Source organism: Parachryseolinea silvisoli, assembly GCF_021190955.1.
Taxonomy (GTDB): Bacteria; Bacteroidota; Bacteroidia; order Cytophagales; family Cyclobacteriaceae; genus Ohtaekwangia; species Ohtaekwangia silvisoli.
In genome coordinates this window covers 963425-979421 of record NZ_JAIOAO010000001.1, presented here as the reverse complement: position 1 = coordinate 979421, position 15997 = coordinate 963425, and the positions used below count along the sequence as shown (strand labels likewise).

The 15997-nt window shown below is 53.2% G+C and carries 8 protein-coding genes; 7 read left to right on the top strand and 1 reads right to left on the bottom strand.

Going from position 1 to position 15997, the window contains the following annotated elements:
• Positions 1-97: 97 nt before the first annotated feature.
• Positions 98-3442 (bottom strand): DUF5107 domain-containing protein, encoded by a 3345-nt coding sequence (locus K7P01_RS04140; RefSeq protein WP_267290133.1) that lies wholly within the window; start codon positions 3440-3442, stop codon positions 98-100.
• 96 nt (positions 3443-3538) lie between these two features.
• Between K7P01_RS04140 and K7P01_RS04135 the strand changes: the two genes are divergently transcribed.
• From K7P01_RS04135 to K7P01_RS04105, 7 genes are all read left to right on the top strand, one after another.
• Complete coding sequence (locus tag K7P01_RS04135) at positions 3539-4423, top strand: AraC family transcriptional regulator (protein WP_267290131.1); 885 nt, start codon at positions 3539-3541, stop codon at positions 4421-4423.
• Positions 4424-4525: 102 nt separating this feature from the next.
• Entirely contained in the window at positions 4526-5857 is a 1332-nt protein-coding gene (locus tag K7P01_RS04130) for a sugar porter family MFS transporter (protein WP_267290129.1), read from the top strand.
• Positions 5858-6032: 175 nt separating this feature from the next.
• Complete coding sequence (locus K7P01_RS04125) at positions 6033-9104, top strand: SusC/RagA family TonB-linked outer membrane protein (RefSeq protein WP_267290127.1); 3072 nt, start codon at positions 6033-6035, stop codon at positions 9102-9104.
• 37 nt (positions 9105-9141) lie between these two features.
• A complete protein-coding gene (locus K7P01_RS04120; RefSeq protein WP_267290125.1) occupies positions 9142-10686 on the top strand; it encodes a RagB/SusD family nutrient uptake outer membrane protein in 1545 nt (514 codons plus the stop codon).
• Positions 10687-10777: 91 nt separating this feature from the next.
• Positions 10778-12967 carry an alpha-galactosidase gene (locus tag K7P01_RS04115; RefSeq protein ID WP_267290123.1) on the top strand — a complete coding sequence of 730 codons (2190 nt, stop codon included), beginning with the start codon at positions 10778-10780 and terminating at the stop codon, positions 12965-12967.
• A gap of 9 nt (positions 12968-12976) precedes the next feature.
• Complete coding sequence (locus tag K7P01_RS04110; protein ID WP_267290121.1) at positions 12977-14947, top strand: glycoside hydrolase family 97 protein; 1971 nt, start codon at positions 12977-12979, stop codon at positions 14945-14947.
• 9 nt (positions 14948-14956) lie between these two features.
• A complete protein-coding gene (locus K7P01_RS04105; protein ID WP_267290119.1) occupies positions 14957-15997 on the top strand; it encodes an aldose epimerase family protein in 1041 nt (346 codons plus the stop codon).

Below are 15997 nucleotides of genomic sequence, written 5' to 3'. Positions count from 1 at the left end.
CGTCTACTGCTATTTTACAAGGCAATGGCGCCCAAAAAAGAAAAAAGGCCAGCGTAAACTGACCTCTTTTCCGTTCTCAAACCAATATGTAACTCACTTATACTACAGTCGGCTGAAGGATCAGACGATTCATCTTCCGATGGAAGAACGCCCCCAAATGATTGGCATTTGCCGCCAGCACGGCCTGGAAGTGTTCTTCTGCCTGTGTGGCCTGACCCAGGCCCAGGTGCCCTAACCCCATGAGGTAGTGGCAATGAATACGGTTGCGCAGATCAAGATCCTGATCGAAGACCAGCAGATCGGGCAGCGACACCGCGAAGTAATCGATGCGAATCTTATCGTTCAGGTGCGCTGCGCCGAAGTCGATCAGACGCTGGAAGATTGTAGTAGCCTGATCAGGCGTGCCAAGCTTCTTCCAACCAAGACCCTGGTAAAAGATCTTGTCAGGCTGCTGGTCGTTATAATAGACTGCCTGTGCCGGCTCGCTTAGCCCCTGCGTAGCCTTCCGAAACAAAGCTTCCGCTTGAGCCGGCTGGTCGAGCGCCTCGTAGCAACAGCCCTTCAGATAGAAGATATCATTTTCCTGGGCGCCATACAGTTTGCCTTCGCCCAGGTTGTGTGGATAGGTTTCGGCAGCTTCCAGCAGTTCCAGGGCTTCGATATAGGCACCTTGCAAAATCGCCTCTTTGGCCTGCTCAAGGTGGCATAGCAGGTATTGACCCACCACCTTGCCCTCGCCGCCTTCCCACGGATGGAAGATACGTGCTGCCAGTAGTTGACGCGCCCGTTGGAACTGACCCAACAGATTATACAGCGTGACACGCTCCAGGTATAGATCGTCGCGGTCCACCGTCAGGTCGAGATATTTCTCCAGCAGCGCCAGGCGCTCGGCGTGGGGCTTGTTCAGTTGCTTGTAAAGCTGATCCAGCTCCATCAGCACCCGCGCATCGGTAGGGTTAAGCGTAAAGGCCCGCTCCAGGGATGTCAGCGCTTTCTGAGCATCTTGTTGTTTGTTATAATACGCCAGCGCCAGGTTGCGATGTGCCGTCGGGAACGAGGCATCGTACTGCACCGACTTCTCCCAGCACGCAATAGCCTCTGTGTACTGACGGTTAGCATACCAATAATTGCCAAGATAATAATGTGCCTTGGCATCATGCACATGGGCTGCCAACGCGGCTTGCAGCACAGGTACATCCTCCAAACGATTCGGAAAACAATAATCAGGTGCGGCGGTTGCTGCTTGTGCGTACCACCGACTGGCAGTAGCCGTGTCGTGCATCAGCCCGGCAAAGTAACCCAGGTAGTAAAGCACCATGGGGTACGTGGGCTCGCCCGCTTTCAGGGAAAGCTTCAGGAAGCTGGAGGCCTCAGTATACAGTCCCGCATGGGCGTAGTCAAACGCATACTCGATATAGTTGTGCACATAACCACGTATCAGGTGTTGCAGCTGACGGGTTTTGTCGGCGACAGCCGCAGCGTTTGTCGCCAACAGCAAGACTTCTTCGTACAGGCAACCATAGTTAAAGTTGTCAATCGCCAGCGAAGCCGCAATCCACGCATGCGCATCGGCCGTGCGGCCCAGCGTACGCAGCAGTACTGCCTTCAGATGACGTGCGGTATGGCTATGATAGTTGCGTACCAGCGACTTCTCCACCAGGTCGAGCGCCTCCTCGTAAGCGCCTCTGCGTGTAGCCAGGCGTGCCAGCTGCAGATAAGCACTGTCCTGCCAGGCTGCATTCCAGCACGCCTTATAGAATACGTCAAACGCTTCGTCAAACTGACCCAGGTAGGAGAGGCAGAGACCGAGATTAAAATACGGCTCGCCGTCATACGGGTTAGGATTGCGTTGGGTCAGCGTAGCGATGGCCGTGCGGAAGTACGGCGCCGCCTGTACAAACTGACCACGCTTGAGAAACCACAAGCCGAGCGCGTTGTTGTTGCGAACATCGCCAGGCTCGCGGCGCAAGGCCTCCTGGTAATAATCGGTGGCGCGATACGTAGCGTGACGGTATTGCTCAATATGTAAGCCTGTAAGGAAGAGCTGCTCGACGCTTGTGATCACAGCGGGGGCCAACGCCGGACTGGCCGGATTGGGTATAGGTTTCACTTCGGGCTTATCCGGTTGATACTCCACCAATACTTTGCCGGTAGCGCTACGCAACACCAAACGAACTTGTTCCGCCTGTGGTACGCTGTCAAGCTTCACGGTGGCAGTATAAATGTGCTCGGGCGATACGGTAATCACTTCTTTGTGCACACCACGGCCGTTATGAAATACCTCCAGCACGGCCCCTTCGTACAGCGCCGTGGCGTATAACTTTATAGCAACCGACGAACCTTGTAGCTCCAGACTCACCATCGCGTCGCGGGTAGCGTTCTTCACAACTCCCAACTCGCCGTACGGCATGAAGTATTGCGTAAACGTACGTTCTTCAAAAGGCTGAATCCACGAGAAGTCGGGCTGGTTGTCGGTAAAGACACCCGTCATCAACTCGATATAGGGGCCGTCTTCGTCCGTCAGATTGCGGTCCCACGCGTAACCGAACTCGCCGTTGCCCCACGTCCATTGTTTTTTACCCGGCGACACATGGTGGTTGGCCACGTGCAACAACCCGCCACGCGAGTCGTGCTCGTATCCACCCATAAAATCATACCGGGACGTGATCGCCATATACGACGTCGGTACCGGTATATTTTTATAGCGCGAAATATCCACGCCGGCCGAATAATCTACTTTATAGTACGTGCCCTTCGCGATCGGAAACTCCGACACATCACGCTTACCGTGATCAAACACCGCGTGCACGTCCGGCGGGAAGACCGATTGATAATCGTCGTTTACTTTTACTGCCGGGTTAGCCCACCACAAAAATGTCTGCGGAAAAGGTGTGCGGTTATAGAGCTTTGCGTTGATCTCCAGATATGCCTTGTCGGGATATAGGCGAAAACCCGCCATACCCTTCGTGCGGAACATACGCTCCACTTCGTTTACCCATACCGTCTTGCTGCCGTCGGCATGCTCTTCAATTGTATAATCGATCGCGTCGAACGTGCTGGGGCGGTGGTGCTGCGGCCAGTTAAACTCGATGCCGCCCGAGATCCAGGGCCCCGTCAAACCTACCAGTGCCGGTTTGATGACCTGGTTGTAATATACAAAGTGCCGCTGCCGGATCTTGTCAAACGCCATTTGTACACGGCCGCCAAGCTCGGGCAGGATCATGATCTTGAGATAGTGGTTCTCCAGAAACAACGCCCGGTAAGACTGATCGTGTTTTTCGTCCAGTATCTTTTCGATGACCGGGTGCGGATAGACCACGCCACTGCTGCCCTGGTAAACACGATTCTCAAGAAAGATTGGATTTTTTTCTGGTTTACCCACTCCGTATGTAGGAATGACTACGTTTTCCTCCCAGACGGACACTTGGCTATTGATTTTCATCTAAAACGATTGTTTTTTGCAAAAATATCGGTCCTTTGCCCCTTGTTGAATGGACTAAGTTTCTCTTTTGATGGACAATCTTATTGCGCTAAATACATGCAGACAATTCGTAAACGGGAGGGATTCGAAGGACAGCGGGCCATTGTGCTGCCCAAAAAAATACTGGAAGTGTGCGGCTATACGCCCCCGGTCAACGCATTATATATAACAGACATCGGCTTTTACCCGCGGGCAGCCTATCACTACCGCGAGCGCCCCAACGGCATCTCCCAAAACATTCTCATTTATTGCACCGAAGGAAAAGGGTGGCTTGAGGTACCCTCAGGTACATATAAAGTAAACCCCAATGAATTCCTGATCATTCCGGCAGACATGCCGCACAAATATGGCGCCGACGAAAAAAGCCCCTGGACCATTCATTGGGTACATTTCAAAGGCATTCAAGCACCCTACTTTGCCTCCCTGTTATCGCGTCAGTACAAGGAGTATGTAAGCTATTCGCCCTTTCTCGATGAGCGCATCCGTATATTCGATTCCATCGTCCGGGCACTGGAAAGTGGCTATAGCCTTGATAACTTAACGTATTCCAACATCAGCTTTGCCTACCTGCTGGCGTCATTCTCCTTTCCCGAGAAATTTGCGTTAGCACACCACACCATTCAGAAAGATGCTGTGGACCTGTCGATCGAATACATGCAGCAGCACCTCGATGTGTCGCTTACGCTGGAACAGATGGCATCAGCAATTAATCTATCTGTGTCCCATTACTCCAGTATCTTCCGCAAAAAGACCGGCTACTCACCGGTCGTATATTTCAACCACCTCAAGATCCAGCATGCCTGTCAGTATCTGCAATTTACAACATTGAGGATCAATGAGATATCCTCCAAAGTAGGCATCGAAGATCCCTATTATTTCTCCCGTATGTTTACCAAGATCATGGGTATTTCGCCCCAGGAATACCGCAACAAAAAAGGATGAGCAGAATTTGAGGACCATAAGAAAGTCCATGAATTAAGTTTAATTCTCCATTCAAACGTTTGCGTTCTTGCCCCAATTTTGTAGGAAACGATTTCGGTCTTTATGGGGAAGAGCTCTTATGTATTTTTAATCAGTCTGATTGCTGCGTTCGGAGGACTTTTATTCGGCTTCGACATAGCCATCTTTTCGGGCACGATACCCTTTCTGCAGCCTTACTATCAGCTGACCGACGCACAACTGGGCTGGACGGGTAGCTCCCTCTATGTAGGATGTATCGTCGGGACACTGGTGACCGGCTACCTCACCGATCGTTATGGTCGCAAGCTGCCGCTGACATTTGCTGCAGGCATTTTTATGGTGTCGTCTTTACTGATGGGTTGGTCGTCTACCTACACCTGGTTGATAGTATGGCGCATCATCGCCGGCATCGGCGTGGGCGCAGCGTCTATGCTGTCGCCACTCTATATAGCGGAAGTAAGCCCCGCCGCCATTCGCGGTCGCATGGTATCGGTCAACCAACTGACCGTCGTGATCGGCATTCTGTTAGCATACTTCTCAAACTACCTGCTCGCCGACCTGGAGAACAACTGGCGTTGGATGTTTGCGTCGGGAGCCATCCCCGCCGTGCTGTTCTTTGTCTGTGTATTTCTGGTGCCCGAAAGCCCGCGCTGGCTATTAAGCAAAGGCCGCGTCGAGGAAGCCCGTCACGTGTTGCTGCGCCTGGCCGGTAGTGCAACAGTGGTAGAAGCCGATATTCAAACGATTCAAACCGGCATGACCCGCGAGGTAAAAGGCAAGCTGCGCGATTTGATTCAACCTGGCATCGCCTTCATCGTCATGCTCGGCATCACGATGGCCATCTTCCAACAGATTTCCGGCGCGAACGCCATCTTCTTTTATGCGCCCATCATTTTTGAAAAGGCGGGAATGAATGTAAAAGACCAGCTCTTCCAACAGATCATGATCGGTGCCATCAACTTGCTCTTTACACTGCTGGCCATGCAGCTTGTCGACAGGCTGGGCCGCAAGAAACTGATGCTGGTTGGGTCAGCGCTCATGGCGCTGTGGCTTTTCCTCGTAGGATTATGCTACGCACTGGGATTATTCCAGGGATACTGGCTTACTGTTTTTGTACTTGCTTTTATTGCCACCTATGCTACCACGCTGGCACCCGTCACGTGGGTGCTCATCTCCGAAATCTTTCCGACCAGGGTGCGTGGCATCGCCGTGTCGGTAGCAACGTGTGCGCTGTGGACGGCGTGTTTTGCGCTGGCTTATGGCTTCCCGGTCATGATCGCATCACTCGATGCGCCCCAGACCTTCTTTATATTCTCTGGCGTATGCCTGCTCTACTTCTTCATTCTGCTAAAATATATACCCGAGACCAAGGGCAAGACCCTGGAGCAGTTTGAGACCGAGATCATACGACATTAAAAGATCCTGTGAAATAATACCCGAAACACCGAAACACTTACCGAAACACTATTCAAAACAATTACCCTATGAAAAGGAAAATTCTACTTCCTATGGCCGCGCCATACCCAATTGCGAGCGCAACCACCGTGTGCGCACCGGTTCGACCCGATGAACGACCTAACGCCACGATCCTATGAAAAGTCCGCTATACTATATTCTAAGCTTTGTGCTGGCCGTGCTCGTGCCGGCAAGCTTACTGGCGACCGAAGCAGCGGCACAATCAGCACGTGTGTCCGGTCGTGTGATTTCGCAAAGTGATGGCAACACCGAAGAAACACTACCCGGTGTAAGCGTGTCCATCAAAGGTACCTCGATGGGTACAGTGACCGATGCCGACGGCAGCTATGCTCTTGATATACCGTCGCAGGACGCCGTACTGGTATTCACCTTCATCGGCTATACCACGGAAGAAATACGCGTAGGTGAACAGACTACGATCAATGTGACACTGACACCCGATATCACCACATTGGAAGAGGTCGTCGTAGTAGGAGCTGTCGTACGCCGGCAGGATCTGACCGGTTCCGTAGCCCACGCCACCGAAGAACAACTGCGGCAGCAACCTGTGTCGACCTTTAGCCAGGCCATGCAGGGACGTATGGCCGGGGTGTTGGTACAGAACGATCCGCGTCCCGGTTCGAATGGAACAACAATACAAATTCGCGGTAACAACTCGTTACAGTTCGGCACCAGTCCGATTGTGGTTGTAGACGGCCTCATCATGGACGGTGGCCTCAACCTCGTTAACCCGAATGACATTGCCTCCATCGATGTGCTGAAAGACGCGTCCGCAACATCGCTCTACGGTGCACGTGCGTCTAATGGCGTGGTGGTGATCACCACAAAAAAAGGCAAGAAAGGCGAAGGCCGCATTACCTACGACGGCTGGGTAGGGGTACAGGATTTAACCCGCCTCATGCCGCGGCTCGGTACCAAAGATTTGTTCGACCTGCGGGTAGACGCTTTTGCGAATGCCTATATGGATAACAATCCGGGAGCAGATCGCCAGCAGTATATAAACGACCAGATCTTGAACGAGAACAACTCCGTGGCCTTTGCCGACTACGAGTTCGACGCGCATCGTAACAATCAGTCATACGACTGGCTGGATCGGGTTATCCGCACGGGCCGGCAGCAGAACCACACGCTCGGCTTCAGCCGCGGCAACGACGACGGTTCAATCTATGTCAGCTTCAACTACGTAGACCAAAAAGGCGTTGTACAAAATGCCGGCTACCAGCGTTATACCGGCCGGTTTAACGGCGAGCAAAACATCAAGCGGTGGTTGAAGATCGGTACGACAACCTCGTACTCGCGCAGCGCAGATCAATTTGTGGAAGGTGGCGTATTCTCGACCGCCAACGGCGCGAACCCTATGCTGGCTATTAATGACACCTCCAACTACCTCAAGTGGGCTGGCATCGTAGACCAGAACCTGTACAACCCGCTGCGCAGCCTGCGCATCAAAGGCGATAGCTACCAGACGCGACTGATGTCCGGCAACTACGTTGCCATCAACCCGCTGGAAGGACTAAACATACGTTCAACGTTCTCGGCAGACATCATGGACAAGCGCGACTTTTGGTATACCCCCAACGACATCGGCCAATCGCTGCGCAATTCTACCGACGGTACCGCCAGCCAACGCAATGACCACTGGCTGAACTGGCAGTGGGACAACTCTGTCACGTACGACAAGATCATCAACGAAAGACATGTTATTTCGGGCCTGGCGACCTTTAGTTTGCAAAAGAACAATTGGGACTATAACCAGATCGATGCCAAAGGATTTGCCGCCAATGACTTCGGTTATAAATTCATCAGCGAAGCATTTAACAAAGATCAGTTCCAGGTAGCTTCCGACTTCGTCACGACGACCATCGTGTCGTACCTGGGCCGTGTGAACTATACCTATAACGACCGCTATTTTGCAACGGTCACTGTACGCCGCGACGGCTCCTCACGCTTTGGTGAAGGACACAAATGGGGCACCTTCCCTTCTGTGGTATTGGCGTGGAACATTGCCAAAGAGCCCTTCATGGAAAATGTCAACATCGATCAGCTGAAGCTGCGTGCCGGGTACGGCCGTGTCGGCAACCAGAACATCCCGAACTACGCTTACCTGACGCTGTACCGGGCGCAAGTGACCGGCACCAACGTAGACTACAAACCCGAAGGTACACTGGGCAATAGCAGTGTAGGATGGGAGAGCCAAAAGCAGGTAAACGTAGGGTTGGACGTGGCCGTGCTCAACAACCGCCTGACCTTCACAGCAGACTACTTCAATACCGACAACACCAACCTGCTCATGCGCCGCACGTTGCCGCTGACCAGTGGATTTTCCAGCACCATCTCCAACGTCGGCGTGCTGAACAACCATGGCATAGAGCTGGCGGCGAATGCAACCATCGTCAGCACGCAAGATCTGCGTTGGTCGGTGGCGGCAAACTTTACCGCTACCCGCAACAAGATCGAAGCACTGTACGGCGATGTAAACGCGATTTACAACCGTGGCGGGTATACAGGTGTTGAAATGCAGCGCGAAGGAAACTTCTTCGTAGGAGAGTCTGTCAACTCCATTTACGTCTATAAATTCGACAAGATCGCACAAGAGTCTGATATGGACCGTGTGGCCGAAATGCAGCTGGGCCGCAAAGTGCGCCCGGGTGACATTCTGCCCCTGGACCGCGACAATGACGGTGACATCGACGACGACGACCGCTACGCGGTGGGTCGTAAAGATCCCAAGTTCTTCGGCGGTTTTTCAACCGACCTGACATTTAAGAACTTTTCCCTGAACGCCGTCTTCAACTATAACTACGGCTCTAAACGGATCAGTGGTCTGTACGAAGGCTATATGAACGGCACCGGTATGTATGCCGCCCACGAAGACATGCTCGGCCGCTGGACCCCCACCAATACAAATACCAACGTTCCGCGGGCCTACAACGGCGGCGACCGCTATGGCTATGGTGATGTAGATCTGGGCGTACAAAATGCGTCGTTCCTGCGCCTGTCTGCATTGACATTGGCCTACAACCTGCCGGTCAGCGTGATACAGAAACTGAAGATGAACAACTTCCGCCTGTACGTAACCGGCAGTAACGTCTTCCTGGTAACCAAATACAAAGGATACGATCCCGAAACAGGTGACGACTTTCCCAACTCGCGGATGCTGGTCACCGGTGTAAACATTGGCTTCTGATACTGTGAACAGTGGATGCGTTAAAAAACTTGATACTATGAACACAAAAAATATTATACTGGGTCTGATGGCCATCCTGCTGATGGTGTCATCATGTGCCGACTTTCTGGACCAGGGGCCGCAGACAGCGTTGTCGCGCGAGCAGGCCTTTCAGGACGTAGAAAAACTGGACAAGGTAATTACCGGACTTTATAACCGGTGGCGCGAAACCCGCAAAGACCGCGGGGGATTTATTTTCTCGCTGGGGACGGACGAAACGCAACAAGGTGCCTATCAGGTGCGCACGGAAGCCCAACAGGCATCCCTCGACAAATACGATGCGACGCTGACAGCCGGCAACAACGCCCTGACGGGACAATGGAACAGCCGCTGGCCGGTGATTGTAGATGCCGCGACCGCCATCATCTCGCTGGAAGGCAATACCCTGGGCGATGCGCAACGCGAAATGTTATTAGGAGAAGCCTGCTTTATTCGGGCAGCCGTAACATTTGAGATCTCACAATACTGGGGCGAGATTCCCGTGCTGGACCTTGAGAAAACAGCGGAGTACGGTACCACGCGCCAGCCCCTGCCGGTGGTATACGACTTCATCATCCATGACCTCGAACGCGCTATTCAATATCTTCCGGAGGACCAGTCGGATAAACGCCGTGCAACAAAAAGCGTCGCGCAAGCCCTGCTCGGAAAAGTATACCTGTATGCGCCCGAAGCATCTGGTTTGCGCGACTATGCCAAAGCCCGCGACCAGTTTGCCACTGTCATCAACAGCGGCAAATATCAGCTCGTGCCCAACGTAGCGAGCTTATGGGATCCCAACAACCCGAATCCGGTAGAGTCAATTTTCTCGTTCCAGTTTAGCAATGTATGGCCTGACAACAACCAGTGCCAATGGCAAACCGGCTCACGGTCCCTGGCCAATCTCAATCAGTATGCCTACACCGGTGGCTACGACCTGCTGTTACCCACAGCCTACTGCTATAGAGATGCAGCCGACGGCGGCCTGTGGGAAGAAGGTGATGCCCGCAAGGATGCCAGCATTCGGTACGACTTTATCTACAACGGCCAGACACCCGAGATCTCGGCAGGTTTTGGTGGCGATGAGCTTGATCCACACATCAAGAAATACGAAGACATCCGTCTCGACGGCACGCAGAGCTTCTGGTATTCAGGTAAAAACATCTACTACCTGCGGTATGCCGACATTCTGCTGTGCTATGCCGAATGTCTCAACGAACTGGGAAGCACCGGCGAAGCCGTCACCACCGTCAACACCGTACGCGCACGCGCATGGGGTGGATCGCTGCCCGCGGATAAGCAATGGAATGCAGGCATGGGCCAGGAAGAATTCCGCACTAAAATCATGGACGAGCGCATGCGTGAGCTTTGCTTCGAAGGCTGGCGCCGCATGGACCTGATCCGCTCAGGCAAATTTCGCGAGCTGATTCTCGCCCGCAACAAATGGGCATCCGAAGCCAACGCGATTCAGGATTATCACCGTCGTTATCCCATTCCGCTCGACGAGATCAAGCAAAACGATGAGATCGACGAAGAAGATCAGAACGAAGGATACTCCAATCAATAATAACCGATTGCAGTAAAAGAATACTATCAGCACTAAAAGAGGCTCTCACCCGGCCTCTTTTAGTGCATATATCTACCGGGAGAGGGAAAATATGATGAGGAGAATAAGAACTATATATTCAGTACTTTTTTGGGTTGCCACGGTACACCTGGCCATCGCCCAAAACGCAAACAACAAAGCCGTCGTCATTCGTACCGCCAACACCAGCCTGGTGTATAAGGTCGACAACGACCAGGTCATACGGCAGTGCTACTACGGTAAGGCTATAAATGAAAATGACGTAGCCGGCATACAGCTTACCAGCCTGGACGCCTACCCGGCCTACGGTAAAGCTTACGTAAACGAGCCCGCATTCCGCGCCGTGCATGCCGACGGAAACCTGACCACCGAGCTGGCCTACGTATCGGCCGAGACCCAGGTACAGGACAAAAACATTACACTCACCCGCATCCGCCTGCGCGATCGCCACTACAACCTGTCGGTAACGCTTTGCTTCAAAGCCTATCAGCAACAAGATATTATCGAACAATGGACCGAGGTAGTCCACGAAGAGAAGAAAGACATTACCCTCTTCAACTTTACGTCGTCACAGCTCGCTTTGCGTGCCTCGTCGTATTGGCTCACCAGCTTTTATGGCAACTGGGCGTCGGAGATGAACATGAAAGAAGAGCAGCTCACCGAAGGCATTAAAACCATCGACTCCAAATTGGGCGTGCGCACCAACCAGTTTGCCCATGCATGCTTCTTGTTGGGTGTAGAAGGCCCTGCCGAAGAAAATAGCGGCACCGTGATCGGCGGTACGCTGGCCTGGCCCGGCAGCTGGAGCATGGAATTTGAAGTAGATCCGCTTAAGAACCTGCACATCCTGGCAGGAATAAACCCATACGCCTCGCACTATGTGCTCAAGCCGAAAGAAATATTTAAAACTCCGGCGCTGCTATACACCATCAGCCACGAAGGTAAAGGCGGCATCACACGCAAGTTCCATACCTGGTCACGAACATACGGCATCCACAAAGGCGATCAGCCGCGCATGACACTGCTCAACAACTGGGAGGCTACCTACTTTGACTTCGACGAGAAAGTACTCAAACAAATCATTGGCGACGCCGCTGGCATGGGCTTTGACCTCTTCCTGCTCGACGATGGTTGGTTTGGTAACAAATACCCCCGCAATGACGACCGCGCCGGCCTCGGCGACTGGGATGTAAACAAAAAGAAATTACCCAATGGCCTCGACTCACTACTCCGCGAAGCCGACCGGAAAAAAATCAAGTTTGGTATTTGGGTGGAGCCCGAAATGATCAACCCCAAAAGCGAACTGTATGAAAAACATCCCGACTGGGCCATCACCGCGCCTAACCGCGCCATCGACGTGAGCCGCAACCAGCTCATCCTCGACCTCTCTAATCCGCAGGTACAAGACTATGTTTACAACGTCATGGATAACCTGCTGACACGCAATCCCGGCATAGCCTACCTCAAGTGGGACTGCAACCGCTACGTCACAAATCCCGGCTCGTCCTACTTGCCGGCCGATCGTCAGTCACATCTGTGGATCAAATACACCGAAGGCCTGTTTGCCGTGTTGAAACGCATGCGCCAGAAATATACCGACGTCCGCATCATGCTCTGCTCGGGCGGTGGTGGCCGCATCGACTACGGCACCCTGCCGTACTTCGATGAATACTGGATCAGCGATAATACCGATGCACTCGACCGCATCTTCATCCAATGGGGCACAACACACTTCTTTCCGGCGATGGGACTGGCCAGTCACGTATCCGTGGTACCCAACCACATTACACAACGCTCGACACCGCTCAAGTTTCGGTTTGACGTCGCCATGTCGGCGAAGTTAGGCATGGACCTGCAGCCGAAAGACATGAGTCCCGACGAGAAGGAGTTTTCGCGGAAAGCCATACAAGAGTATAAAGCCATACGCCACATCGTCCAGTTCGGCGACTTGTACCGTCTGCTATCGCCGTATGAGCATAAACGCGCGGCCATGATGTACGTCCTGCCCGACCGTCAGGAAGCCCTGGTCTTTTCGTATCTGTTAAAGAAAGAAATCTACGGCAATGACCAGGTACTATACCTGCATGGCTTAGAGCCGACGAAGACGTATACGCTAAAGGAAGTGAACAAGAGCCCGCAATATTCAAGAATCTCGTCGCTGGAAGGACAGAAGTTCACTGGCGCATTCCTGATGACCTACGGCGTTCGTTTCCAAATGTACAATGAATTTGAAAGCGTGGTATTCCGCGCAGTAGCAGAATAAGAACATGTCATGAAGAAGATTGTAATCCTGTATATACTCACCCTGGCAGTGGTTAACACATTGTCAGCCTTTTCACCCAGGCCGAAGCCACTGACCGTAACATCACCCGACGGCCGGTTAACCTTGCACGTGCATACCGGCGACACATTAGCCTACTCGGTAACGTTTAAAAATCAAGCGATCGTCCTGACGTCACCCATTGCCCTGGTGTTACCCGATCGGGTACTGGGTGCCAAACCGAAGGTGGCGAAGACAACCACACGCAAGAACAAGAGTAACCTTACATTGCCGTATGGTAGTACAAAGACACTGGACGACCAATACAACGAGCTGGAGGTAACGTTCGAAGGAAACTACGCATTGACCTTTCGTGCGTATAACGAAGGCGTTGCCTATCGTTTCTCTACCACGTTGGCGTCGACCATTCGAATCGTCAACGAGCGGGCAAGCTTTAACCTGACGGGTGATCCGGCCGCCATCTTTCCCGAAAGCGATGTATGGACTTCCTGGGAAGTGCCCTATGTACCCTACACCTCCGTGTCGGCCATTGCCGAAAACAAAAAGGCGCTGACACCCGTACTCTTTTCGTACGATCCGATACGCGTGGTCATCGCCGAGGCCGACGTGACCGACTACCCCGGCATGTATGTAGGCAAGCACAACGGCAAGCTGCAAGGTACCTGGGCTGGCTTCCCGGCGCGTACCGAGATGGGCAGCTGGGGCAACTTTGTATCGGTGGTGAAAGAACGCGCACCCTATATTGCCGACACGCGCGGCACACGCACATTCCCCTGGCGCATCATCATCGCTACGGACGACGATCGCACCCTGGTCTCGAACAAACTGGTATACAAGCTGGCGCGACCTTCCGTACTGGGCAACGACCTAAGCTGGATCAAACCCGGCAAAGCCGCGTGGGAATGGTGGCATGACGCCATCGTAAAAGACGCCGGCATCCCCACGGGCATGGAGAACCGTAACACCGCCTTGTATAAACACTACATCGACTTTGCGGCTGCCAACCACCTGGAATATGTAATGATCGACGCCGGTTGGTCCAACATCTTCGACCTGAGCAAAGTCAATCCCAAAGTAGACGTACAGGAAGTGATTCGCTATGGAAAGTCAAAGAACGTAGGTGTATTCCTCTGGTGTGTAGCGACAACGTTGATGAACGACCCTGACAAAAACATGGACTTGATTTCGAAATGGGGCGCCGTAGGCCTCAAGGTAGACTTTATCGATCGCGACGACCAGTTGGCCATCCGTTGGTTTGAAGACATCGCCGGCGCCGCCGCCAAAAAGAAGCTCATGATCAACTTTCACGGATGCAGCAAACCCACCGGCCTGGAACGCACTTATCCCAACATTGTGAACTACGAGGCCGTACGCGGCGCCGAGTGCTCGAAGTGGGACCTGACGGCAAACCCCGGGCACCACGTGCTGATACCTTTTATCCGTATGCTGGCCGGTCCGTTAGACTATACCCCCGGTGGCATGCGCAACAAAACACAAGCCGCGTTTAAACCGATCGACCCGGGCCTGCCGTCGACACAGGGAACCCGTTGCCACGAGCTTGCCATGTATGTACTCTTCGACCAGCCCTTCGCCATGCTGTGCGACTCACCCGAAGAATACCGCAAATACCCCGATATCATGAAATACCTGTCGGCTGTGCCCACCAGCTTCGACGAGACACGGGTGTTGAACGCAAAGCTGGGCCAATATGCCACGGTCGCCAAACGCAAGGATAACCGTTGGTTTGTCGGCGCCATGACAGACTGGGATGGTCGCACGTTGCCCCTGGATTTTTCTTTCTTACCTTCCGGCAAAACCTTTAAAGCCGAAGTATATACCGACGGAACCGACAACCAGGACGCCGCACAATACACGTGCAGGACCTTGGATGTAACAAACCGCTCGAAAACCGACCTGGTGCTCGCACCGGGCGGCGGCGCGGTGGTATACATACATGAATAACGAAAGACGATGAACGAAGCAACCGACATCACGATCACAAAAACACCCTGGGGCACACACCACGGAGAAACCGTAGTCCTTTTCCGCCTGACAAATGCCCACGGCGCCTATGTGGAGGTAACGAGCTACGGTGCCGCATTGGTCTCCGTAGTCGTGCCGGATCGTGCGGGGAAGAAAGAGCACGTGGTGCTGGGCTTCCCGTCACTGGACGGATACCTGCAGGATCATTGTTACATGGGCTCCACCGTAGGCCGCTATGCCAATCGCATAGCCCAGGCCCGCTTCACCCTCGACGGAAAGGAATATACCTTGGACGCTAACGACGGCGTGAACACCAACCACGGTGGCCACGCCGGCTTTCACGCACGCGTGTTTTCGTATGAGCAACGCAACAACAGCGTATTGTTTTCATACACCAGCCCCGCAGGCGACGGTGGATATCCCGGCACGCTCACACTCCGGGTAGAGTACAGTTGGAGCGAAGGGCAGGCGCTCACCATTACCTATACGGCAGTGACCGATCAGAAGACTGTCGCCAATTTTACCAACCACGCATACTTTAACCTGGCGGGGGAGGGCACGATGTTGGATCATGCGTTGAGCGTTCGGTCATCACACATCCTGGCCGCGACGCCGGCGTATATTCCTACCGGTGAAATCATCGAGACAGGCAACAAACAACTACAGCTGAGCACTGTCCGGCACAAAGTCATGCCCAAAGGCGATCGCCTGGAAGGTCTGAACGAATATTATATACTGGACAAAGCCACGAAAGAAAACGAACCTGCCGCCGTGTTATACGATCCGGCCTCCGGCCGTCAAATGGAAGTTTTCACATCGTACCCGGGCTTAATGGTCTATACGGCCGACTACCTGGTCAGCGAGGTGCCGGGGTATACCGCCGCCCCGTATAAACCCTTTGACGGCATATGTCTCGAATGCCAATATTTTCCCGATAGTCCCAATCACGCACACTTTCCCGACACCACCCTGGCAGCAGGGGAGGAGTACCGCGAGTGGATCGTATTAAAATTCAGCACACAAGAGTGA